Source organism: Alteromonas sp. KUL106 (assembly GCF_009811415.1).
In the GTDB taxonomy this organism is placed as follows: Bacteria; Pseudomonadota; Gammaproteobacteria; order Enterobacterales; family Alteromonadaceae; genus Alteromonas.
Genome location: NZ_BLIG01000042.1, coordinates 1 through 23,349, shown reverse-complemented (window position 1 = coordinate 23,349; position 23,349 = coordinate 1). Strand labels below are relative to the sequence as shown.

Annotated in this window: 16 protein-coding genes and 1 pseudogene; 7 read left to right on the top strand and 10 right to left on the bottom strand. The window is 45.7% G+C overall.

The features are described from left to right. From GVO63_RS14740 to GVO63_RS14725, 4 genes and pseudogenes are all read left to right on the top strand, one after another. A pseudogene (locus tag GVO63_RS14740) lies at positions 1–588 on the top strand (ribonuclease E); the annotation flags it as partial. 117 nt (positions 589–705) lie between these two features. Continuing rightward, the gene (locus tag GVO63_RS14735) at positions 706–1,818 is read left to right on the top strand and encodes an oxidoreductase family protein (RefSeq protein ID WP_159580898.1); all 1,113 of its coding nucleotides are present in this window, start codon (positions 706–708) and stop codon (positions 1,816–1,818) included. 109 nt (positions 1,819–1,927) lie between these two features. Further along, on the top strand, positions 1,928–3,493 hold the full coding sequence (locus GVO63_RS14730) for a sensor histidine kinase (RefSeq protein ID WP_159580896.1): 1,566 nt from the start codon (positions 1,928–1,930) through the stop codon (positions 3,491–3,493). Positions 3,494–3,544: 51 nt separating this feature from the next. After that, entirely contained in the window at positions 3,545–4,222 is a 678-nt protein-coding gene (locus GVO63_RS14725) for a response regulator transcription factor (protein WP_159580894.1), read from the top strand. A gap of 215 nt (positions 4,223–4,437) precedes the next feature. Here GVO63_RS14725 and GVO63_RS14720 read toward each other — a convergent pair whose 3' ends face one another. Then, entirely contained in the window at positions 4,438–4,902 is a 465-nt protein-coding gene (locus GVO63_RS14720) for a GNAT family N-acetyltransferase (protein ID WP_159492788.1), read from the bottom strand. A 338-nt stretch (positions 4,903–5,240) separates the two neighbouring features. Between GVO63_RS14720 and GVO63_RS14715 the strand changes: the two genes are divergently transcribed. Continuing rightward, positions 5,241–7,565 carry an FdhF/YdeP family oxidoreductase gene (locus GVO63_RS14715; RefSeq protein ID WP_159580892.1) on the top strand — a complete coding sequence of 775 codons (2,325 nt, stop codon included), beginning with the start codon at positions 5,241–5,243 and terminating at the stop codon, positions 7,563–7,565. Between the two features lies 1 nt (position 7,566). On the opposite strand, the gene fdhD is transcribed toward GVO63_RS14715, so the two are convergent. From fdhD to topA, 5 genes are all read right to left on the bottom strand, one after another. Next, a complete protein-coding gene (gene fdhD, locus GVO63_RS14710; RefSeq protein ID WP_236552169.1) occupies positions 7,567–8,457 on the bottom strand; it encodes a formate dehydrogenase accessory sulfurtransferase FdhD in 891 nt (296 codons plus the stop codon). Positions 8,458–8,541: 84 nt separating this feature from the next. Further along, entirely contained in the window at positions 8,542–9,126 is a 585-nt protein-coding gene (locus GVO63_RS14705; protein WP_236552168.1) for a molybdenum cofactor guanylyltransferase, read from the bottom strand. A gap of 188 nt (positions 9,127–9,314) precedes the next feature. After that, on the bottom strand, positions 9,315–10,175 hold the full coding sequence (locus GVO63_RS14700) for a leishmanolysin-related zinc metalloendopeptidase (protein WP_159580890.1): 861 nt from the start codon (positions 10,173–10,175) through the stop codon (positions 9,315–9,317). Between the two features lie 196 nt (positions 10,176–10,371). Then, complete coding sequence (locus GVO63_RS14695; protein ID WP_159580888.1) at positions 10,372–10,923, bottom strand: DUF2058 domain-containing protein; 552 nt, start codon at positions 10,921–10,923, stop codon at positions 10,372–10,374. A gap of 132 nt (positions 10,924–11,055) precedes the next feature. Beyond that, entirely contained in the window at positions 11,056–13,716 is a 2,661-nt protein-coding gene (gene topA, locus GVO63_RS14690; RefSeq protein WP_159580886.1) for a type I DNA topoisomerase, read from the bottom strand. A 396-nt stretch (positions 13,717–14,112) separates the two neighbouring features. Between topA and astB the strand changes: the two genes are divergently transcribed. Then, positions 14,113–15,453 carry an N-succinylarginine dihydrolase gene (gene astB, locus GVO63_RS14685; protein ID WP_159580884.1) on the top strand — a complete coding sequence of 447 codons (1,341 nt, stop codon included), beginning with the start codon at positions 14,113–14,115 and terminating at the stop codon, positions 15,451–15,453. Positions 15,454–15,528: 75 nt separating this feature from the next. Here the strand turns inward: astB and GVO63_RS14680 are convergent, their stop codons facing one another. Beyond that, positions 15,529–18,078, bottom strand: coding sequence for an Ig-like domain-containing protein (locus GVO63_RS14680; RefSeq protein ID WP_159580882.1), 2,550 nt, complete (start codon positions 18,076–18,078; stop codon positions 15,529–15,531). Positions 18,079–18,192: 114 nt separating this feature from the next. Here GVO63_RS14680 and GVO63_RS14675 point away from each other — a divergent pair, with 114 nt between their 5' ends. Next, positions 18,193–19,539, top strand: coding sequence for a dicarboxylate/amino acid:cation symporter (locus GVO63_RS14675; protein WP_159580880.1), 1,347 nt, complete (start codon positions 18,193–18,195; stop codon positions 19,537–19,539). A 191-nt stretch (positions 19,540–19,730) separates the two neighbouring features. Here the strand turns inward: GVO63_RS14675 and GVO63_RS14670 are convergent, their stop codons facing one another. From GVO63_RS14670 to GVO63_RS14660, 3 genes are all read right to left on the bottom strand, one after another. Then, the gene (locus GVO63_RS14670; RefSeq protein ID WP_159580878.1) at positions 19,731–20,957 is read right to left on the bottom strand and encodes a lipoprotein-releasing ABC transporter permease subunit; all 1,227 of its coding nucleotides are present in this window, start codon (positions 20,955–20,957) and stop codon (positions 19,731–19,733) included. Then, a complete protein-coding gene (lolD, locus tag GVO63_RS14665) occupies positions 20,944–21,654 on the bottom strand; it encodes a lipoprotein-releasing ABC transporter ATP-binding protein LolD (protein ID WP_159580876.1) in 711 nt (236 codons plus the stop codon). The genes GVO63_RS14670 and lolD overlap by 14 nt, the downstream gene beginning before the upstream one ends. Before the next feature lie 87 nt (positions 21,655–21,741). Then, positions 21,742–23,295: an EAL domain-containing protein gene (locus GVO63_RS14660; RefSeq protein WP_159580874.1), complete on the bottom strand. Its 1,554-nt coding sequence runs from the start codon at positions 23,293–23,295 to the stop codon at positions 21,742–21,744. Positions 23,296–23,349: the final 54 nt, after the last annotated feature.

Below are 23,349 nucleotides of genomic sequence, written 5' to 3'. Positions count from 1 at the left end.
AACAATGAAGAGCCTTCAATAAACGTTGAAGAGCCCATGTCAGAAGCTGATACGTCAGTCGAGAACGACGATTCAACTGCAAAAGAACCAAGCAATGCTTCTAGCAGTGCGTCAGAAAACGACGAGAAAGTGGCAGACACAGCGCCTGTTGCCGATAGTCTGGCGACTAAAGACGAATCTACAGTGTCACCCGAGCAAGTGGAAATTAACTTAGCTGACACATCTGAAACGTTAAGCTCTGAACAATCTGAAGGATCAGCGGTAGACCAAGCTGCCCCAGATGCAACCGTTGAAACACCGGTTGTTTCCGAACAGCCTGCTAACATCGATATTTCCTCAGCTGCAGTTAACGTTGCGGCTAGCGGTAAAGGCAAGCGTGGTGCGTCACATCCAATGGCCCTTCCGGCTTCTGTCGACGATACGTTTATTGATGTTGCATTAACCGCTAAAGCCGATGACGCTCGCCCTGCTCTGAGTGTGTCAGGGAAAACCGCCGCAATGGCTCGTGTAGCGTCTCGTGCTTCAGCACCGACAACGCTACCTGCGTCATCTGACGAGGCGGTAGAAGCGGAAGCCGCCACTGAATAATCATTCAGATAAAGCGAGCAGACAGCTAGCAAAAGAAAAAGAGCCGCTCCCGAGCGGCTTTTTTGTTTATTTAATGGGTTTATACCAGTGTGCACAGATAATTACCTGTGGAAAGCAATGGAAAATACAGTTAATCAAGCATTCATAGATTGGCTAGGTGAAGCGTGTAACGCTCGCGTGGTCGACACGAAAATGATCCAGCCTCTATGGAGCAGTTATGGTGCCTGCTTCAGAGCTGAACTGGATTATTCAACACCCTTGATTTCTAAAAAAGGGCCGCGACTTAACAGCCAAACCGATGTCGCTCCCATGCATGATGATGCCCTAAGTACTAAAAGTATCACTCACGTAGTTGTGAAAATCGCGTCTCCCCCAGTTAGGTTAGCCCACCCTAAAGGATGGAACGGACAACAAAGTGACAAACGAAAACGTCACTCCTTTCGCGTTGAAAATCATTTTTACAGCGAAGTACAGCCATTAACCACTGAGAAATGCAGAACGGCAACCTGTATCACGCACGACAGAAAACGCGAGGCGACATTGCTAGTCATGGAGGATTTAGCGCACAATGGCTATACGCACACGGCACAGTCTCTTACTGTTGCCAGCGCAAAGACCGTTCTTAAATGGCTAGCCCATTTTCATGCCCGCTTTTTAAATAAAGTGCACATTACAGACTCGAACCTTTGGCAAGAAGGAACCTATTGGCATTTATCAACAAGAGAAGATGAATACCATGCAATGCCTGACAGTTTGTTAAAACAACATGCTGGTGCTATTTCAAACCGTCTTTCAGGTGCACGCTATCAGACGCTGGTGCATGGTGACGCTAAGGTCGCCAACTTTTGTTTTACCGCAAACTTCTCCTCCTGCGCTGCTGTTGACTTCCAGTATGTAGGTTATGGCGTTGGGGTGAAAGACGTGGCGTATTTTTTAGGAAGCGCGCTGACAACGAAAGAACAGCAGGAACATCGTCAAACGCTTCTCGGCACCTACTTTGCAGAATTAGAAACCGCGTTGCGGGATCGTACGTCAGAAAAAACGCATCAGTGTGATTTGACGGGCAACGACATTGCACAAATCATCGCAGAATGGAAAGACTTGTATTGCTTTGCCTGCGCAGACTTTAATCGCTTTTTGGTCGGTTGGAGCCCGGATCATTGGAAAATTGAGGAAGAGCTTCAGTACCAAACAGACATAGCCATAGCGCGATTAGGCGATAGCGGCTAGCAGTCCTTATTTTTTGCTTTTCGTGGAATGAGACATTCTATTGTTTTAAAACTGCACCGTTACATAGAATTAAGCGTATATACACGTAAATATATGTCATGAACTTACCATGTATAAACGCAAGCTTTACCTCTTTGGTTTACTGTCAACTTTTATACTGCTCATAGCGCTCGCGAGTGCGGCAGTTTCAGCCCACTTGACTCGAACTAACTTAGCGCAAGCGCAACTTGCTCAGTCGCTTTTGTCAGAGCACCAACAACTTTCTAGTATTTCTTACCGATTATTCAAACAACTGACCGACGAACTTATTTTTGGCAAAAACGCCAACCAGGCAAAAGTTAGAAATAAACAACAGCAAATCGAGAACTCTCTTAACCGAATAAAGTCACTGGAACTTGATCAGCGTGATGCGCTGGGCATCGAAGCGACCTTGGGAAGTGTAGAAGATACCGATGAACTTGAAGCTCTTATTCAAAGCATTGTAGAGGAGTTCAGGGCCATCGCTCTTAGCAACAATAACACGCCTCTCAATCAGCAAGAACGATTACAAACCCTTCTTGAAGTTACTATCGACAACCAGTTCAGGGAGGCGATCAACTCAGCGGTAAATCGGCAAACCGGCGTGGTCTCCCGCATCAATGCCAGTATTGAAACACTTAACACCAGCATAGTATGGTTTACTATCATTTTGGGCCTCATCACTTGCCCGTTCATTTTGCTCGGATGTTATTGGCTTTTTAACGCCCTTTATCAACCACTCACCGTCATACGAACAGGCACCGATGCCATTGCATCTGGCAATTATGATTATCGACTGCCAGAAACCTTAGATGGTGAATTTACCGATCTAATAAAAGCGCTTAACTCGATGATCGTAAGGCTTCGGGAGCATGAAGATTTAGCCGACGCTCATCGCAAGCAATTGGAATTTGAAGTTGAAAGCCGCACGCGGGCGCTTAAAGAAGCTAATAGCAAACTTACCCAATTAGACGCTAAACGTCGTCAATTCATGGCTGATGTAAGCCACGAATTACGAACGCCGTTGACAATTATTCGCGGCGAGGCACAGGTAACCCTCAGGCAATCAGCAGCCAGCAATGAAATTTACAAAGAGACGCTAGAAACCATACTCGAACAGGCGGTTAATCTCAGTAAACTGGTCGATGATTTACTACTGCTCGCGCGGGCCGAAATGCACGAATTCACGGTAGATCTAGTGAAATCAGACTTACATGCCCTGCTCAATCAGAACATACCCTTATGGCAAAAACTCACAAAGCCAAGAACCTTCAACCTAGAATGGCTAGCCAACACGGACGTCCAAGTGCTTATCGACAAGGACAGAATTGTACAGGTATTGACCATCCTCATAGAGAACGCGCACAAATACTCTTATCCTGATGCCCCTATTGCGCTGCGCGTTGAACATGAAAACACCACGATTATGGTATCGGTGATTGATAGCGGAGAAGGTATCTCATCAAGTGATTTACAGCACGTTTTTGAACGCTTTGTCAGGCTGAAGCGAAATGGCAATGGAATGGGGTTAGGCTTATCCATTGCTAAAGCCATTGCTGAGGCACATAACGGTACGTTAACCGCACAGTCTGGGTTGGGCAAAGGTTCACAATTTACGTTAGCGCTTCCTCTGTTAGAAAGCCAAGCACAGCCATAATATGAAAATAATCGATAAATAACGATAGAACTATCAGGACCCTAATAACAAATGAAAATTCTTATTGCTGATGACGAAGCACCGCTACTGCGTTTTTTATCGCGAGGCTTAAGCGCTGAAGGTTTCGAATGCGTCGAAGAGTCGGCATTACATAACCTAGTGACACGCATTCGCCATGAGTCCCCTTCTATTATTGTTTTGGATCGCATGTTTGGCGATGAAGATAGTGTGGAACTGTTGCCCGCAATCAAATCGCTTCCTAATGCGCCTATGGTCTTACTGCTTACTGCTGTAGATGAAGTGCGAGAGCGCGTTAATGGTTTAAAACAGGGCGCAGATGATTATTTATGTAAGCCTTTCGACTTCGACGAATTATTAGCGCGCATAACTGCTTTAAGCAGAAGAGTGAGCAATACGCCGGTTACTCACTCAGGGCTCACTATCGGCCCTTTAAGCATTGACGACGAATCTCGTATTGCAACCCTGTCGGGACAAGAAATCACACTCACTAAACTAGAATACGACATGCTCTACTATTTTGCCGAAAACGCTGAAAAGGTGCTGTCTCGCGAACGCATATTAAGTCGAGTATGGCGAAGCCACAGCGACCCGCTGACCAATGTGGTTGATGTATATATCAGTAGGCTGCGACAAAAGCTTCACAGCAGTGATGCCCTATTTATTGAAACTTTGCGGGGTAACGGCTATCGATTGACCACCAAAAAATAGTCGTTTTGTCTGAATAACCATTGCATTAAATGGGTAACCCACCCAACTTGTACGATTGTTCAAGTCTTGATTAGAGTATGGCACCCTCTCCTTCTTCTTTACTACTAAAGCTAGGCTGCTCAACCGCTTTAGGCTTTATACCAGTCCGCATAGATAATTACCCGCTCAGCGAATTGAGTGCTCCAAACGTTATCTTTTTCTATAGAAAATGAAAGCTAGACGTCTGTTTTTGCTGCTCTTTTCATATCAATATGAGGAATATCGTCTTCCAAGTACATGGTCGAGGTGGCTTCAAACCCAAAACTTTCATAAAACCGCTTTAAGTACTCCTGCGCGCCAATTTCGATGTCACAGCCCGGCCATAACGCCTCACAATGATTAATGGCTTCACGCATCAGCGCTTTGCCTGCGCCCTTGCCTCTGAACGCTTCACTGGTTGCAACACGGCCAATACTCACCGATGGGTAACTCACGCCCTTACCGAGTAACCGTGCACACGCCACTAACTTATTATCTTCAAATCCCATCAAATGATGGGTTTGCGGGTGACGATCTTTTTCATCAAGTTCAGGATAAGCACAATTTTGCTCAACGACAAAAACATCCACGCGCAGTTTAAGCAAATCGAAGAGTTGATGAGTAGTCAGTTCGTTAAATGTGAGAGATTGCCAAGAAACCATGTTGCCTCAATGAATTTTTATTATTAACACTTAAGCGGCGCGCTTTAACGTAAAGCTATTAAATGGCCAAAGCCAGAAAATGAAATGCCAAATAGCGAAAGATTGAGTGTAACGCAATCTAATGTGACTCACAAAGCGCTGCAAACGTGTTAAAGAAACAGCCACCGAGGGTTTATACCAGTCCGCATAGATAATAACCCGCAAATAAACGACCACTTGATGAACCCTATCAATTCGTTAGCGTAGTCAATTGAGTTACCATAGTAACAATGGTTATGGTGTCTTGATACACGGTATTGTATACAAGGGTAAACACCCGCGCAGACACAGGGGAGAACATGAGCGATAAGCACAACATAAAGACATATAACAAACCCGCTGGCGGATGGGGGGCACTAAAAAGCGTCACCCAGAGCTGGATAAAAAGCGAAAAGCCGCTTAAAAATTTGCGGGCCATGCTTAAGACCAATCAGGATAAGGGCTTCGATTGCCCAGGCTGTGCATGGGGCGAGTCACCAGAAAGCGGGTTAGTGAAGTTTTGTGAAAACGGTGCAAAAGCGGTGAATTGGGAATCTACCGGTCGCTATGTTGACCCTGCATTCTTTGCAAACCATTCTGTGAGTTCGTTAAAAAAACACACTGACTACTGGCTAGAGTCACAAGGCAGACTTACCCACCCTATGCGCTACAACCCGCAGACTGACTACTACGAACCTGTTTCATGGGATGATGCCTTTGCTCTGGTTGCCCAACACTTACAGGCGCTAAGTTCGCCCCATCAGGCTGAATTTTATACCTCCGGCCGGGCGAGTAATGAAGCCGCTTATTTATATCAGCTTTTTGTACGCGCGTTTGGCACCAATAATTTCCCCGACTGCTCTAATATGTGTCATGAAGCATCAGGCCAAGGCATGAAACCGACTATAGGCGTGGGTAAAGGCACAGTAACCTTCGATGATTTTGCCAAAGCGGACACTATATTCGTTATCGGTCAAAACCCGGGGACTAACCATCCTCGTATGCTTGAGCCACTGCGCGACGCTGTGCGAAGAGGTGCACAAGTCGTCTGCTTTAACCCGCTGAAAGAAAGGGGTTTAGAGCGGTTTCAACACCCTCAACATCCTATTGAAATGATCACCAATGGGTCAACGCCAACAAATACAGCTTACTTCAGACCGTCGCTTGGTGGCGATATGGCAGTGATGCGCGGCATTGCCAAGTGGCTAATCACGTGGGATGACGAAGCAAAAGCGAACGACGAGCCATTGGTATTAGACCATGACTTTATCCAAACTCACACCAGTGGGTTGGACGATTACTTAGCTGCGGTTAAGGCAACCAGTTGGGAGCAGATTGAAACTCAATCAGGTCTTTCAAAAGATGAAATTCAACATGCCGCTATGATGTACAAGCGCGGTGAGCGGGTCATCATGTGCTGGGCCATGGGGATCACTCAGCACAAACACTCTGTCGCGACGGTGCAGGAAATAGTTAACGTTCAGCTATTGCGAGGCAACGTAGGAAAGCCTGGTGCAGGGCTTTCTCCAGTTCGCGGTCATAGTAATGTACAGGGCGATAGAACCGTAGGTATTAACGAAGCGCCTCCAGAAGCGTTGCTCAACGCAATAGAAGAAAGATTTAACTTTAAGGTACCAAGAGAAAGAGGTCACAACACTATTCAAGCCATACAGGCGATGGAAAACGGCGATGCCAAGGTATTTATCGGGCTAGGCGGAAATTTCGCTCAAGCGACGCCAGATACCCCCCGCACTCATGCTGCTTTGTCAAAGTGCAATTTGACTGTACATATTGCAACAAAACTTAATCGCTCACACCTGGTAACAGGTAAAGATGCGTTGATTTTGCCCTGCTTAGGTAGAACAGAAATTGACATGCAAGCCAGCGGCCAGCAAGGTGTTACCGTCGAAGATACGTTTTCTATGGTTCACCTCTCCTATGGTCAACTTCCTCCAAGTTCAGAGGAGTTGCGTTCAGAACCTGCCATCATTGCGGGTATAGCAAAAGCCACACTGGGCAATAACCCGGTCGATTGGGACGATCTCATTACTGACTATGACAAAATACGCGATTTAATCGCCGACACCATCGATGGCTTTAAAGACTTTAACAAAAAACTGGCGCAGCCTGGTGGTTTTCATTTAGGCAATGCTGCAAGTGAAAGACGATGGTTAACTTCATCGGGAAAAGCCGAGTTCGCAACGAATACGTTACCCGAGTCTCTTTTAAATACAAAGATTGCAGCAGAAGGCGAGAAGCCTGACCTTATTCTACAAACACTGCGGTCGCACGACCAATACAACACAACAATATATGGCATGGACGACAGATACAGAAATGTTTTCGGCGCCAGAGACGTATTATTCATTAACAAAAACGACATTAAAAAACTTGGGTTCAACGACGGTGATAAAGTGGATATCACCTCTTTGTGGGACGACGGACGAACCCGTCAAATAAAACAATTCATGCTCGTGGCCTATGATATTCCACAAGGTCAAGCTGCTGCGTATTATCCAGAAACCAACCCGCTAGTGCCGCTTGATAGCTATGGAGACGGGACATTCACCCCAACATCAAAGTTTATTGCAATTAAGCTCACTAAATCTGAGCCTGACGGGCGAATACCGGTTTCCCAATCGTAGGCTATAACGCCTCTGGCACGTACGCACGAGGTGCATCGTGCTTGGGCACGTGAATAAGGGTTACCCCATGTCGGTTAGCCCATTTAACCGAAAGCGCAGTAGGCGCAGAGAGTGTTACCAGCAACGCAAGCTTTGATCTTATCGCTTTTTGGACAAGCTCAAGGCTGCAGCGACTCGTTAAAACCACCACATGTTCGCTACTGTACAAACCGTTGGAGGCAATGGCACCAATAAGCTTATCAAACGCATTATGCCGTCCTATATCTTCCCTGCACGTAATCACATTGCGCGCTTTGTCAATATAAAGGGCCGCATGCACAGCGCCACTTCTTTGTGCAACGTGCTGCGCCTCACTGATAGCGGTTCGCAAACCTATGAACCACTGTGCAGAAGGCAATGGAACCGTATCAACAGATGCTAACGTTGGTAGCGCGTTCTTTAATGCTTCAATACCACATAACCCACACCCAGACGCCCCAGTTAACTGACGTTTCTTTTCTTTTAACCTCCAAAGCGCTTTATTCGCTATTTCAACATCCGCACTGATATGCTCGTCATGATGGGAAATGTCGATACTATAAAGCTGTCTAGTATGCTCGATAATGTCATTGGACAAGCTAAACCCGATAACAAAGTCTTCAATATCATGTGGCGAGACTAACATCACAGCGTAGTTGATACCGTTATAGCTAATGCTAAGTGCAACCTCTTCAGCAAGAATAAAGCTCTCGATTTCGGCGTTTCTTTGTACTATTACCGCTTTTGTTTCCTCAGCCTTGTTGTCTTCGGTTTTAACATAATTTTCGCTACCGTCTGAACCATATTTATAAGCATGTGCTGCTTCTCTTTTTTTTGTTAACAGTTTTCTTTTTGACGGTTTTCTTTTTAACACTGTACGCTCTCAACGATTTGTAAGCTTGCTGATGTCTCAACAAGTGGCGCGCGATTTCGCGCGCCTGCCACTTGGCTAATTTAATTATTCACTAGTGGGCCAATCACTTGGCGAATTGACGTTAAGCCATTGCGCTTCATTTTCACACGACAATGAAGAGAGCACCAACGCATTTACTTGCTCCAGAAAGCCAACAACGCGTCTTTTACTTTGGTCGATTAAATACGCATTTAGAACTGTTAGGGTGTTTGTGTTCACCGGTAGATAAAAAGGTAAAAAGCGATTTTCAACATAACAGGCTTGTTGGTGTTGTCTGCCCAGTGTAATTAACCGGCTCAGAAATTGTGGCGTCATTTGCAGCATATCTACGGGCAGAACCAATAATTCATCCTCATAGATTTTTGAAATCTCGTCGTTTAATCTTGTTTGGGAAACGTCGTTCATTATCTCGCTAATAACGGCATGCACGCCGCCAAGTGGTCCTACATCATCAATCTTGTCAGAGATATACCCGTCTTTGTTGCGACTCACCACCACGCGCTCGCACCCAGCAGCCTCTAGTAAATGCGCTGCATGTGATATCAAAGTGCGTCCGTTAAACTGCATGAGCGCTTTGTCTTGCCCCATGCGTCGAGAAGCACCTCCAGCTAATACTACTCCGTATAACATGCCTCTCTCCATTTTGCTGAGGTTGTTCAATCGCTCAATCTTTACATTAAGGGCTTAATTGACGTCAACTGTATTTATATCAATCCGCGTAGATAATTGTCCACTCAGAAGGGCGAGTTTAAAATGTCCGTTTTCTTTGTTGTGTCAGCTTGATGTAGAGCCACTATGCCTTCGGTAACACGCCGCGATTACGAACATTCTAACTCGCGCTGAGTGGCTAATTTTCTATGCGGACTGGTATTACAGCGCTTCGCGGCTTTTTGCGTTGCCACGCGGCTTCTCATCACAAGGCCCATAGAAAAAAGAAAAATCCATACCGTTGCGGCCTCACTTACGGCATGTGTCACCGTAGTCAAATAACCGATATCAGCGAAAGAAGCGATAGTCGTATCACTTAAGGTTATTGGATACGGGCCTAAATATCCCGTCATTAAATCAGAAGCGCCGCCCGGCCACGGCTCATCCCAATGACTATTGGCTGTGCCCGCGCCGCCCCCCAGCTCCACAGGGATATACTCTGCGTCTTCTACAAATTCTTGGCGATATATTTCCAATGCATATCCGCCCGTATAGCGCCCTGAATTAGTAACGTAATTTGACTGGCTGCCAGCGATGAAAAAGTCCGTTGTCCAAAGCGTGCCAAACCCGATTACGTGAGCCATTTCGTGCACGATGACATCGAAAAGTTGCCCACGATTTTCGAGACTTTGAAGGTCTGCACTATCAAAACGCATTCTTCCTCTATTCGCATAAACAAAACGGCTGTCGCTTAATCGTGTTATCGACGTAGGCCCCGCTTGACCAAGAATTCCTCCTGCTCCATCAATGGACGTGCCACTCGCATCGATAGTAATACTGTGATTGAAAGCACTTTGCACACCCGTTAAGTATGACTGCCAATAATCAATTGCGTCGTCAAAAACGCTCGACTGTGATGGCGTTAATCCACCAAGATTATTAATAGAAAGACTCAATAAACCTGCGTTCGCAGAAACAGAGGTAAAGAAAGTAAAAATGACCATTAGAACCAATTTGAACGCGCCGCCCATGACATTGCTCCTGAAACAGCTTACGTGAAGACTTTTAAGCTTAGTTCAAAATTTTTTAAAACAAAGCACAGTGTCACGTTTTATCTTGGTAAGGCAATTAGATTGTGAAAATAGTCGTGCTGGGCATTAAAACATTTAACAGGCAGGTTGACGCAGCGCAGAAGATTAGCGCTGCGTTGACGTAAAGTTCAGTCGATTACCAAGTGAGATCATCGGGAATTTCGTAGTCTGCGTACCAATCGTCTTCCGCTTCATCCTTACCGTCACTTCCACTTTTATCTAAGTCGGCACGATAGATTACCGACGCTTCGTCGCGCTGCGCGATTTTGTCAGCTACGGGAGTTGGCACTAACTCGTAGGCATCATCTAATAAAACAACGGCTAAACGCCCCTTTGTCACTTGCTTATGAATGCTCTCACTGACGTACATACGTTTTACTACATTGTCATGCGTAAAATTTAAAACAGTGTCACCTTCGCGGGGCTGCTTATTAACAGAAATCAACTGTCGAACTTGAGCCACAATTGAGCGCTTTTCGCGTTCTTGCTGTTGCAGCTGATTGAGCTCACGAGAGCGCGCTTTTTTCTCTTCAGCAGCCTGTTGCGCCGCGATTGTAGCTTCATCAAGTACCGGTTGTTTTTGTTTATTTTTTTGCTTTTGCTTTTTTCGCTTATCGGCACGAGCTTGCTTTGCAGTGCTTTTGTCGGCCAAACCGGCTTTCAGTAGTTGGTCTTGTAAAGAGGCCATTATCAACTCTCTGTTTATGGATATTGGATTTTGCGTCTTACATGCTAAAGATACATGTTAAGACGTAATAAGCCCGAAAAATTCGGGCTCATAAGTTACGAGTTAAGGTAATACCATCACCTTCACTTTGTTTTATTTTTTCTTCGCTTTCGATTTCGTCGCTGGCGTTTTTGCTGCTTGCTCTTGCCATTTACCGTTATCGTACCACGCAGACCACCCAGTCGCCTTACCGTTGTCATTTTCAGACATCACATATTGCTGTTTGGTTTTTCTACTGTAGCGAACAATAGCAGGATTGCCCTCGGGATCGGTTTTCGGCGCATCAGCAAGATAATAGAATTTCGGTGAAATTCTATCTCTAAAGCGAGCAAGTTCTTCCACTTTCGGCGCGCGAGTCTCTCGCGATTTAGGAAAATTATGCGCAGCTAAAAATATCCCAGATGCGCCATCACGCAACATAAAGTGAGCATCAGATTTCTCACAGGGCAGTTCAGGAAAATCTACCGGATCTTCCTTAGGTGGCGCAGCTTCACCGTTCCTCAAAAGCTTACGGGTGTTTTTACACTCTTCGTTAGTACAGCCAAAGTACTTACCGAACCGACCGTTTTTAAGCTCCATATCGCTGCTGCATTTATCGCATTCGATAATGGGGCCATCGTAGCCTTTAATTTTAAATGTGCCCGTTTCAACCAATGTTCCATCGCATGTTGGCGTATTACCACAAACGTGAAGTTTACGGGTTTCGTCAACCAAGTAACTGTCCATTGCCGTACCGCATTCAGGGCAACGCTTTTTAGAGCGGAGCGCTTCTGTTTCGAGCTCTTCTTCGTCATCTACTTTCACCACTTCATCACCAGGCGTTAAGTTCATGGTGTTGGTGCAGCGCTCTTTCGGCGGCAGGTTGTAGCCTGAACAGCCCAAGAATACGCCAGTTGACGCGGTTCTTACGTTCATTTCGCGACCACATTTATCGCAATCGATACCAGCAGGAATCGCTTGGTTCAAGCGCATGCCGCCTTCTTCAGGATCTTTTTCTGCGTTTAATAGCTTACCGTAGAAACCGCTGTAGAACTCGTTAAGTACGTCTTTCCAATCCTTATTACCTTCAGCAATATCATCAAGATGTTGCTCCATATTGGCAGTAAAATCATAACTCATGAGGTCGTCGAAATTTTCCATCAGACGATCGTTTACGATTTCGCCCATTTTCTCGGCATAAAAACGCTTGTTTTCCAAGCGCACGTAGCCTCGGTCTTGAATGGTTGAGATAATACTCGCGTACGTTGAAGGACGACCAATTCCACGTTTTTCAAGCTCTTTAACCAAGGAGGCCTCGTTGAAACGCGCCACTGGTTTTGTGAAATGCTGTTTCGGATCAAGCGCTTTCAAATCAAGCACATCACCTTTTTGTACATCAGGCAACATGAGCTCTTCTTCGCCTTTTTTACGAAGTTGTGGTTGTACACGCGTCCAGCCGTCGAACTTAAGTACGCGACCTTTCGCAGTCAACTCATAGTCACCTGCCGCCACTTTGATGGTAGTTGCATCGTACTTCGCTGGTGTCATCTGACAAGCCAAGAACTGACGCCAGATAAGTTCATAAAGGCGCTGTGCATCGCGCTCCATATCACCAAGGCTAGCAGCGCTAATATTTACATTTGACGGGCGAATGGCTTCGTGCGCTTCTTGTGCGCCTTCTTTACTGCCGTAGCGAATTGGCGAGTCTGGTAAATACTTGTTACCAAATCTATCAGTAATATAAGCGCGTGCGCTTTCAATCGCCTCTTGGCTCAGGTTGGTCGAGTCGGTACGCATATAGGTAATATAACCCGCTTCGTAAAGACGTTGAGCCATCATCATGGTTTTCTTAACACCAAAGCCAAGTCGAGTACTTGCCGCTTGCTGAAGCGTTGAGGTAATAAATGGTGCTGATGGACGACTTTGCGTAGGCTTTGATTCACGGCTTTCTACCGTGTATTTAGCGTTTTCTAAATCGGCCAAAGCTTTGTCGGCTTGCGCCTTGTTTTTCGGCTTGAAACCATTGCCCTGGTACTTGGCAACCAGCATACGAAGTGCGGCTTTTTCTTGACTGGTTAAGTCCGCATGAACATCCCAAAACTCTTCGGGAACAAACGCTTTTATTTCACGTTCACGCTCTACAACCAAACGCACCGCAACCGATTGAACCCGTCCTGCTGACAATCCGCGAGCAATCTTTTTCCACAGCAGTGGCGACACCATAAAGCCCACGACGCGGTCGAGGAAACGGCGCGCCTGCTGTGCATTTACACGAGAAATGTTCAACTCACCTGGGGCCGAAAACGCATCTTGAATTGCGTTTTTAGTGATCTCGTTAAACACTACTCGCTGATATGTCTTGCCTTTCGTACCGAGTAGTTCTTGTAAATGCCACGCGATTGCTTCTCCCTCGCGGTCCAAATCGGTCGCGAGATAGATAGTATCAGCATCTTTAGCCAGCTTTTTAAGTTCGTTTACGACTTTTTCTTTGCCTTGTAGCACTTGATAATGCGCTTTCCAGTCTTGTTCTGGATCGACACCCATTCTGTCTACAAGTTTTAAATATTCATGTCGGCGAAGGTATTCTTGTCGTGCTTCTTCGCTTAAAGTTTTGAGTTCTTTAGCCGGTTTTTTAGGCTCTACTTTGCCTAATGCCTTCGTCGGAAGATCTCGCACGTGGCCAACCGAACTTTTTACAATAAAATCTTTACCGAGATATTTATTTATCGTTTTCGCTTTGGCTGGTGACTCGACTATGACCAGTGATTTTGCCATATAATTGAACTAAACCTATTGATTTTAAATGACTATTTACGTCAAATTCTGAAAATTGGAGCAACCTTGTACTATATATAGGGTACCCGCTCTTTTTTAACATATATCTACAAAGTGAATGGAAAACAAGATCTTCTTCATACTTATTCTTTCCTTCGCTTTAATTGCACGCAAATTCTGTACAATAAATAACCACTGCGATTGGCATCGGCCTTAAAAGCCGTATAATGCGAGCCATTCCAACCTAGCCTGACAGCGTTTTCAGGTAACAAGACGTGCATCGTTTCACTCATTGCCCTGAGCTCAGATAAGACTGCTGATAAAAAAATCAAGGTCACACGAGATGTAAAGGTAGCACATGAGTCAAGCGGGAACACACCTAGAATGAGGGAAAGTATGAAGCAGTTTGAAGTTAACTTTGACGGTCTAGTAGGCCCAACCCACAACTACGCCGGTTTATCGTTTGGTAATGTCGCTTCCCTGAACAATGCCAATGCGGTAAGTAGCCCTAAACAAGCTGCTAAACAAGGCCTTGCTAAAGCAAAAGCCTTAGCGGACATGGGCATGATGCAAGGTGTTTTGGCGCCGCAAGAGCGACCGGATATTGCGGCACTTCGTCGTCTGGGCTTCACCGGCAGTGATGCTAGAGTACTAGAAAGCGCTGCAAAGCAGTCTCGCGAGATTTTCCTTGCTTGTTGCTCCGCTAGTAGCATGTGGACTGCAAATGCCGCCACTGTGTCTCCCAGCGCTGATACTGCCGATGGACGCGTGCATTTTACCCCTGCAAATTTAACCAACAAGTTTCATCGTTCATTAGAACCCCAAGTAACAGGAAACATTCTGCGCGGCACTTTCGCGAATGAAAAGCATTTTGCCCATCATCAGCACCTGCCCGATAATGAGCATTTTGGAGATGAAGGCGCGGCCAACCATACTCGCCTATGCAGCAATTATGGCCAAGCGGGTGTAGAGCTTTTTGTGTATGGTCGCCATGCATTTGATACCAGCAAGCCTGCACCGAAAAAATACCCGGCCCGCCAAACCCTAGAAGCATGCCAAGCTGTTGCGCGTCTGCACGGTCTTGATGACGAAAGCGTCGTTTACATGCAGCAAAACCCTGACGTGATAGACCAAGGCGTATTCCACAATGATGTTATCGCGGTTGGCAATCAAAATGTATTGTTCTTCCACGAGCAAGCTTTTTATCAAAAAGACGCTGGCTTAAAGGAACTTCAAGCAAAATTTGGCGATGCGCCACTTCATTTCATTGAAGTGCCAACAGATGAAGTGTCAGTGTTAGACGCCGTGAAAACCTACTTATTCAATACACAAATTATTACGCTGCCAAGCGGTGACATGACGATTATTGCGCCAACTGAATGTCAGGAAAATGAAGCCGTAAAGCGTTATCTAGACAAACTGGTAACGCTTGGAACGCCAATTAAATCAGTAAATTATTTCGACGTTAAGCAAAGTATGCGCAACGGCGGTGGCCCTGCTTGTTTGCGCCTACGGGTAGCGATGAACGACCAAGAGCTGGCTGCGGTTAATCAAAACACGCTCATTAACGACACACAATTCACGCGCTTAAACGCTTGGGTAGACAAGCACTATCGCGACGAACTTACGGAAAGTGACCTGCGCGATCCACAGCTACTTATTGAGTCTCGCACTGCCCTTGATGAGCTCACGCAAATTCTTAAGATTGGTTCAGTCTATCCTTTCCAACAGGGATAACGTCATCTCACAGTTTGTATGACCACGAATAAAGAAGCCGGCATTACGCCGGCTTCTTTTTTTCATATTTATTATTTAAGGGTTAACTAATGTGCACTGATCAGTGACCCCGAATGGGTTAGCCGGCGGAGAAGACCCTTCGTCCGTGACGTCATCAGCTGAAATACCCAACGTATAGTTCATAGATGCCTGTGCCTCGCTTCCCGTTGACTGGCCGAAAACTGAAATCACAGCGTCATACCATACCGCATAGCTACGCGGGTAACGGTACTCTAATTCGGCATACCCGTTTTCGTCAGTCACGGCGCTGCCATTAGCAAATGATATTGTTCCCACCAGTCCTGGCGTTAGCATATCGTCACCGTTCGTGTCTTCATCGGTTGGCGTAGTATCCAAGATACCATTGTCATTCACGTCTTCAGTGAGGCAGTTTTGATTAACGATTGCCACCCACTGTGAATCATCGTCATTGTATAGCCAGAACCCTGTTCTATATTCACCATTATCGACATATTTTACTGGCGCAATTGACGCCGTCAGGCTTACGCCACTCACTGGCTGACCGGCAGAGTCTGAGACGAAAACACCGAAGCGTTTCAAATACGACGTGGAAGTGGGCTCCTCAATCTCATTACCCGTCCCTAGTGAGATATCAAATGCACGAGCGCCTACGGTTAACGTCACTTGATCATCAATCGCTGAATCGTCCGCCACAAACGCTGTGACAACCACAGATTCTAATGTGGAAACCGAACCAGAGGTAAAGACCGTCGTTGCTATCCCCTTGCTGTCAGTGGTTGCTTGAGACGGTGACACAAAGCCGGTAGATACGTCTGAAACCGTAAAATTAACCACGCTGTTTTTAACCAAGTTACCGTTCACATCACGAACGACTGCGCTAATAGTGCTTGTTTGACCGTCTGGGCCAAGGATATCAGGCGATGCATCGGCAATAAGCGTGTGGGGAGTTGTTGCAATAAACTCAATTTGGGCGAGCGCAGAAACCAGCACGTTACCGTTTCCGTCACTGGCAGACGCAGTAATTGCTGAGATACCAGCATTATTCGCGCTAATTTCAATGCTCGCTTGCCCCTCTGCATCGGTAGTCACTGTCGCATTTCCAGCAATTTGACCACGAGAAGCACTAAACGTTACATCTTGCCCGACGACGGGGGTATTATTCTGACGCCACTGCACTGTGATGGTCTGAGACTGCCCAAGCGGAACTTCCTGTGCTGGCAAATTGACAAAATTAAACTCATCTTGCTGTACCTGTACATTGAAGCTAGTTTCAGCATTCAGAGCCGAAGCAGTGATGGTGTCTTGACCGGACGTTGTCGCGGTATAGGTCACCGTTGCCTGTCCATTAGCCCCTGTGTTTACACGAGTGTTGCTTAACGTGCCGCTCGCAGCGCTTAAAACCACATCTTGGTTGAGTATCGACGTCCCATCGGAATCTTGTATGCGAATGGTATAGTCAACACTGTCGTTAAGGATCACTGAAGAGGCACCGTTTATTGTCACTTCTGTGCCAGCAATCGTAATATCAACGGTTTGCGTAAGGCTCCCCGCGCCTGCTGTAATCGTAATAGTGCGGTTTGACTTATCGTTACGTGATGTCAATATTGCGCGTGCCGTTCCATCTGCGGCCGTTTCAGGTTGAGTCAACTGAATTTCAACACCATCGCCTGTTGCAGCAGAAAAACTTACTTCAACGCCTTCCATCAGGACACTTTGTTCGTTCTTAACCAGCGCGATAAGCTCAACATCATCACTACCACTCGAGGCCAATTGGATGCTGTTAGCAAAGAGTTCCAGAAAAGCTGGCTCCTCACTTACTGTCGTACTTCCTGTCGAACTAAAGGTTGTTGAATCAGACTCACCGGTAGGCAGAGTCGCTGTTACTTGCCCGTCACCAGAAGCGCTGCCCACCGACATCCCAATAGATGCTATACCATCTGCGTTGGTCAACGCGGTCGCCGTGTCATTTGAGAACGTAGCTAAGTCGTCATTACTCAATGAAAAGGTCAGCAAGAGGTCTGCCTGAGGCTCACCTTGGGAGTTAGTAACCGTTGCAAGTGCAACCAGTGAGTTACTAGAGGATAAACTGTTGTCGGTTTCTCCAGCCGCATTTTGTAACGTCAACGCCACACTAATTGTTGTTGGGACCACGGTACTCACTGCCGTGGCAGAAAAAGTGATTCTCCCTGTTTCGCCCGAACTCAATGCAGCGGTGATTTCACCATCGCCAGAGGCGGTACTGGCATTCAAACGGAGCCTTGCCACACCGTTTGTATTAGTGCGTGCTGTACCGGTATCGTTGCCAAATTCAGCCAATTCATCATTACTGAGTGTAAATGTTAAAAGGGCGTCTGCCAGAGGGGTTCCATCTTCATCAGTCACCGTTGCGACAGCAAACAAGCTATTGTCTTCAGATAAGTTGTTATCGCTCGTTCCACTCTCGTTTTCTAGAGACAAGGAGACGGTGTAAGACGGAGGGGTCGAACCGCCGCCACCGCTTCCGTTATCCGTGTCATTTCGAGAGACCGACGAACCGCCTCCACCACATGCTGTTAGCATAAATATTGCGCTAATTAAGCTTAGCGTTCTCGCTAATGTCGACATAATTCGTTCCTGAACCTCTTTTATTGACAATTGCGTCGTTTTTTATGTTTAAAAATCAACTGAATCTGGCACACTACGAAAGATTAAAAATATAAAAATGCACAGGAAACATTGATGTCTTCATCTGCACATAAGTATAGTTTAACCGCACGTATATTTATCGGCATGGCTGCCGGTATCTTGACTGGTGTATTTCTCCAATTGTTATTTGATGATAGCGGAGATTTCGCTTTTTCGATATTCGGTTTCGAGTTCTCAACGTATAACATTCTTGTAGAAGGTATATTTTCGACGCTCGGGCAAATATTTATCGCCAGTTTGAAAATGCTGGTTGTTCCGCTTGTCTTTGTTTCCCTTATTTGCGGCACCAGTACATTGTCTGACCCAAGTAAGCTGGGAAGACTCGGCGCAAAGTCTGTTGGCTTATATGTTGTCACAACCGCAATAGCCATAACACTAGCCATGAGTATAGCTTTGGTGGTGTCGCCAGGTGAAGGACTAAATTTAACAACCCAAACTACGTTCGAAGCTAAAGAAGCACCTAGCCTGTCTGACGTCATTGTTAATATGTTCCCTAGCAACCCCATTAATTCAATGGCGCAAGGCAACATGCTTCAAATAATTGTATTTGCTGTGCTGTTTGGTATTGCTATGGCCATGACTGGCGACGCAGGTAAACGGCTTACTGCTATTTTTGAAGACATCAATACCGTTATTATGCGCTTAGTAACAATCATCATGAATTTAGCGCCATACGGTGTGTATGTGCTAATGGCCAAGCTCTTCTCGACAATTGGGGGCGAAACCATACTGAGTCTTGCAAAGTATTTTTTCTTGGTTTTCGGCGTTCTTATCCTTCACGGTCTTGTAACGTACTCTATTCTGCTGAAAGCATTGGCAGGTTTGAATCCGTTCATATTAATGAGAAAAATGCGCGACGCAGCACTTTTCGCTTTCAGCACGTCAAGCAGCAGCGCGACATTACCTGTTACCATGGAAACGGCGAAGAACAAGTTAGGTGTAAGTAACTCTGTTTCATCATTTACCCTACCCTTAGGCGCAACGATTAACATGGACGGCACTGCCATCATGCAGGGCGTTGCAACCGTGTTCATTGCTCAGGTTTATGCGGTAGACCTTAGCCTAAGCGACTACATGATGGTTGTGCTTACGGCCACCCTTGCTTCAATTGGCACTGCTGGCGTGCCTGGCGTTGGACTTATTATGCTCGCCATGGTCCTGCAGCAAGTCAACCTGCCGGTTGAAGGTATTGCGCTTATTATCGGTGTTGACAGACTGCTCGACATGACCCGAACCGCCGTTAATATTACCGGCGATTGTATGGTGTCGTGCGTGGTTGCAAAAAGCGAAGGCGCCTTAGATGAAGGCGTTTATAACGACCCTAAAGCAGGCTTAAAACAAGAAGATGTGGATTTTGAGCACTTCGAGAAAAACCAATAGCGTAATGCTTGAACCCGATATAATTTAAAGCCAGCGTCTTGCTGGCTTTTTTTTAAATACAATAACTCTCGTACCGCCCAACCTTTGAAAGCTGAAGAACTCGATGGATGCGCCATGCATGCACGTTTTAAATCACCTTTTACATCACCGACGTTCTACAACATATAAAATTCAGACCGGAAAATTTATACTCAGTGCAGCGCAGAAGATGGGGAAATATTCACGGCCTTTTGTGCAGGATAAAGCGTCGCACCAACGCTTAATACCATAGCCACGATGACAGTCACGACAACGTCCTGCCAGTGTAGGCTCGACGGTAAGAAGTCAATAAAATAAATGTCACCCGACAATATCTCAACCCCCAATCCAGACTCAATAACACGCACAATATCTGAGATGTTAGGCGCAACCAAGAGCGCTAACGCCACGCCCACGGAAATGCCAACGATCCCATTAATAACGCCCTGCAACACAAAGGTATTGCGAATTAAGCTGTCGCTAGCGCCCATGGTTTTCAATATAGCGATGGACGCCTGCTTATCTCTCACCTCCATAACCAATGACGATACAATGTTAAAACAAGCAACCGCTATTACCAGAGACAACGCGATGTATACTACGGCTCTTACCAGTTGAATATCGTCATATAAATGCCCTTGCGTGCGCGTCCAATCAGACATGTAAACCGCTTGTGGATAGTTATACCCAATATCACGCATGGTATTATAGGCTGAAAAAGGGTCGTTTAACGTAAACTGTAAACCCTGCGCTTTGGATGTTATCCCAATGGCTTCTGAAGCGGTTTCAATATGCATCAGGCCAAGCTGGTAATCCAGTTCGCCTCCCACGGACAGTACCCCCGCTATTTCAAGCGGAATAGAGCGAGGGGCTTTGAACGATAAATCCTGCGTGGTTTGGGGAATAAGAATTTGTACTTTATCGCCAATTGCGAGGCCCATTTCTCTTAGGATCCCTTTACCGACAATCAAGCTGTTACTCTGACGGCTAAACCTTTGCCAATCTTGTTTCGTCACCCTTTCGGCATATTTTTCACCTACTTGTTCAACGGGGATCCCAGTTACGCTAATCGCTTTTAGTTCTCCGTTTGACTGAAGCATGCCAGTGAGGCCGGTATAGGGTGTAACACTCGCTAATCGGCTATCTTGAGAAAAGCGATATAGCTGCGCATCAAGGTTTTCTATACCGCTTTCGCTTTTACTGTAGATTTCACCGTGAGGGACCACGCTTAATATTCGGTCCGTAAGCTCTTTTTCAAAGCCGTTCATCACGCTAAGTAAAACAATAAGCACAAAACACCCTAGCCCTATACCGATGGTGGAAGACATTGATATAAATGAAATAAAGCGCTGCTGGGAACGGGTTTTTCTAAACTTTTTTGCAAGTTCAAAGGCGAGCATGGTGGCCCTCCTTGGGCTTAGTTTCACTCGCCAACCGCCCATCTTTTATCCTTAGCACCCTGTCCATTTTTCCCGCTAACGCGATATCGTGAGTGACCACAACAAACGCGGTCCCCTTTTTTTCACTCAAATTTTTAAGCAGCTTATAGATTTGCTCACCGGTAGAATCATCGAGGTTTCCAGTGGGTTCGTCAGCTAAAACGACGGAGGGCTCTGTAACTAGCGCCCGAGCAATGGCCACCCGTTGGCGCTCTCCACCCGACATGGCTGAGGGTAAATGGTCAAAACGATGCGAAAGGCCTACTTCTTCGAGCATATCCCGCGCTTTCGATTCTGCTTGTTTCGTTGAAAGGCCTCTAATACGAAGAGGCATCGCTGTATTTTCTAACGCTGTGAATTCACCAAGCAAATGGTGAAATTGATAAATAAACCCCATTTCATCATTGCGGAGTTTTGCTAACGCGTTGCTCGATAACTGGTTAAGCGACTTACCTTTAAACTCAACATCACCACTTGATGGCTTATCAAGACCACCTAAAATATGCAAAAGTGTACTTTTTCCCGAGCCAGAACTTCCTAAAATTGCGACATGCTCGCCCGCTTTTATAGCGAGAGAGATATCATGTAGTACGGGAGTTGCACTGCTACCGTCTTGATACGTTTTGTTTATATTTCGGCAAATTAGCACGTCTTGCATGCGACTGTTCTTCTAAGTTTTTCAGGCGGTTAATGGTAGCGTTAAACACTACCAACACCAACTGAAAAATGACAGTGATAAAACGCGTCAGAGGCGCTCTTGAACGCTTTTCGCGAGTGTACTCGCAGATTGTGGCTTACCGAATAACCAACCTTGCCCATAGCCTATTTTTAATTCTTTAAGTTCGTGGAACTGCTCAAGGTTTTCAACGCCCTCAGCAATTAACTCGACGTTCAGGCCATTCGCGATACTGACAATATGGGGAATTAACGAAGAACGAATGCTGTTCTCTTCCATGTCCATAACAAAACTTCGGTCTATTTTTAAATAATCACAGTTGAGCGTCTTGAGCTGACCTAAGTTGGAATAGCCAACCCCAAAATCATCAATAGCAAATAGGAAGCCTTTGCTTTTGAGAGACTTAATGTGTTTCGCTGCACTGTGCGTGGCAATTTGCTCGTCTTCGGTTATCTCTAACACCAACTTGAAATTTTTAATGTTCATATCAAGTGCAAAATCTAAATTGAGGCAGCTGTCGCGAGTAAAATCGAACGGAAATAAATTAAACGATACTTTAAAACCCTCTGGAATATCGGGGTTTTCGTTAAGGTCCTTCATCGCTTTAGTGATCATATCGACGGTGAATTCCCACGTCATATCTTGCTCTTTGACTTGGGGAATAAATTCGTCGGGATATATTGACCCAAACTCGTCATTAAAACGACTTAACACCTCACAACCGATGACCTCACCGGACTGTAAATCTACAAATGGTTGGTAGAGACAGTAAAATTTATGCTCTCTCAGCCCTTTCTTGACTCTTGATTCCAAAGAACGTCTTCGTCTGAGATAATTAAACGTTATCATATGGGTTAGCGCAGCTGTCATTAACATGACGAAGACGAAGAGCACCAGTTTCCCGATATGAAGATCAAGGACTCTCCCGTGATCAGATTTCACCTGAAGGCACGTGTTGGTATACCGTTCATCGCATAAAACAAACTGTAAGGAAAAATACCCTGTGCGAGCAGCGATATCCTGCTGACTGAGTGTCGAATCCACTAAACTTGAATTCCCCGCCATGTGATAAAACTTGTCGCTGTTGTAAAAAAGCTGCCAGTCTTGGGTGTGGCTATAGCCAATAATACTGTCCATGTCTAACACAGCGTTATAACGGCCTCGCCTTACAATAGTGCCTGTTGCTTGCTTATCAAAAAGCTGTAGCGGTGTATTAATCCAAAATGCATCGTCAAGTTTGGTGTAGAAATCTGGCTCATCTTCATCAATAGCCTCGTCTAAAACACCCAAATATGTGCTGCACGCAAGGCTGTTTGTCTCGTAAAAACCAATTTCTTTTACAAACCGAGAGCGAAATAATGTTTTTCGCATTTCTGCTAAATTGTCTTTTTCACAAGATTCATAAGCCAGTCCATTGAGATAGTCCAGCGTTATCTCTGCATCTCTGAAGATAGCGCGCACGTTATCGAGGATTTCTGATGCGCGATTTTCTTCTTGCTCCCGAATAAACACGAACATAACTGCGCCTAGCAAGAGAGTAACAGCTAAAACACTAATTAAAGAAACGCCGATCGCTTTTAGGTTATCTGCAAGAAAATATTGTTGTTGTTCGTTTTTCGTCATACATTTTTGTTTCTAGAAGATGCAGGGTATTATACCAATCCGCATAGATAACTA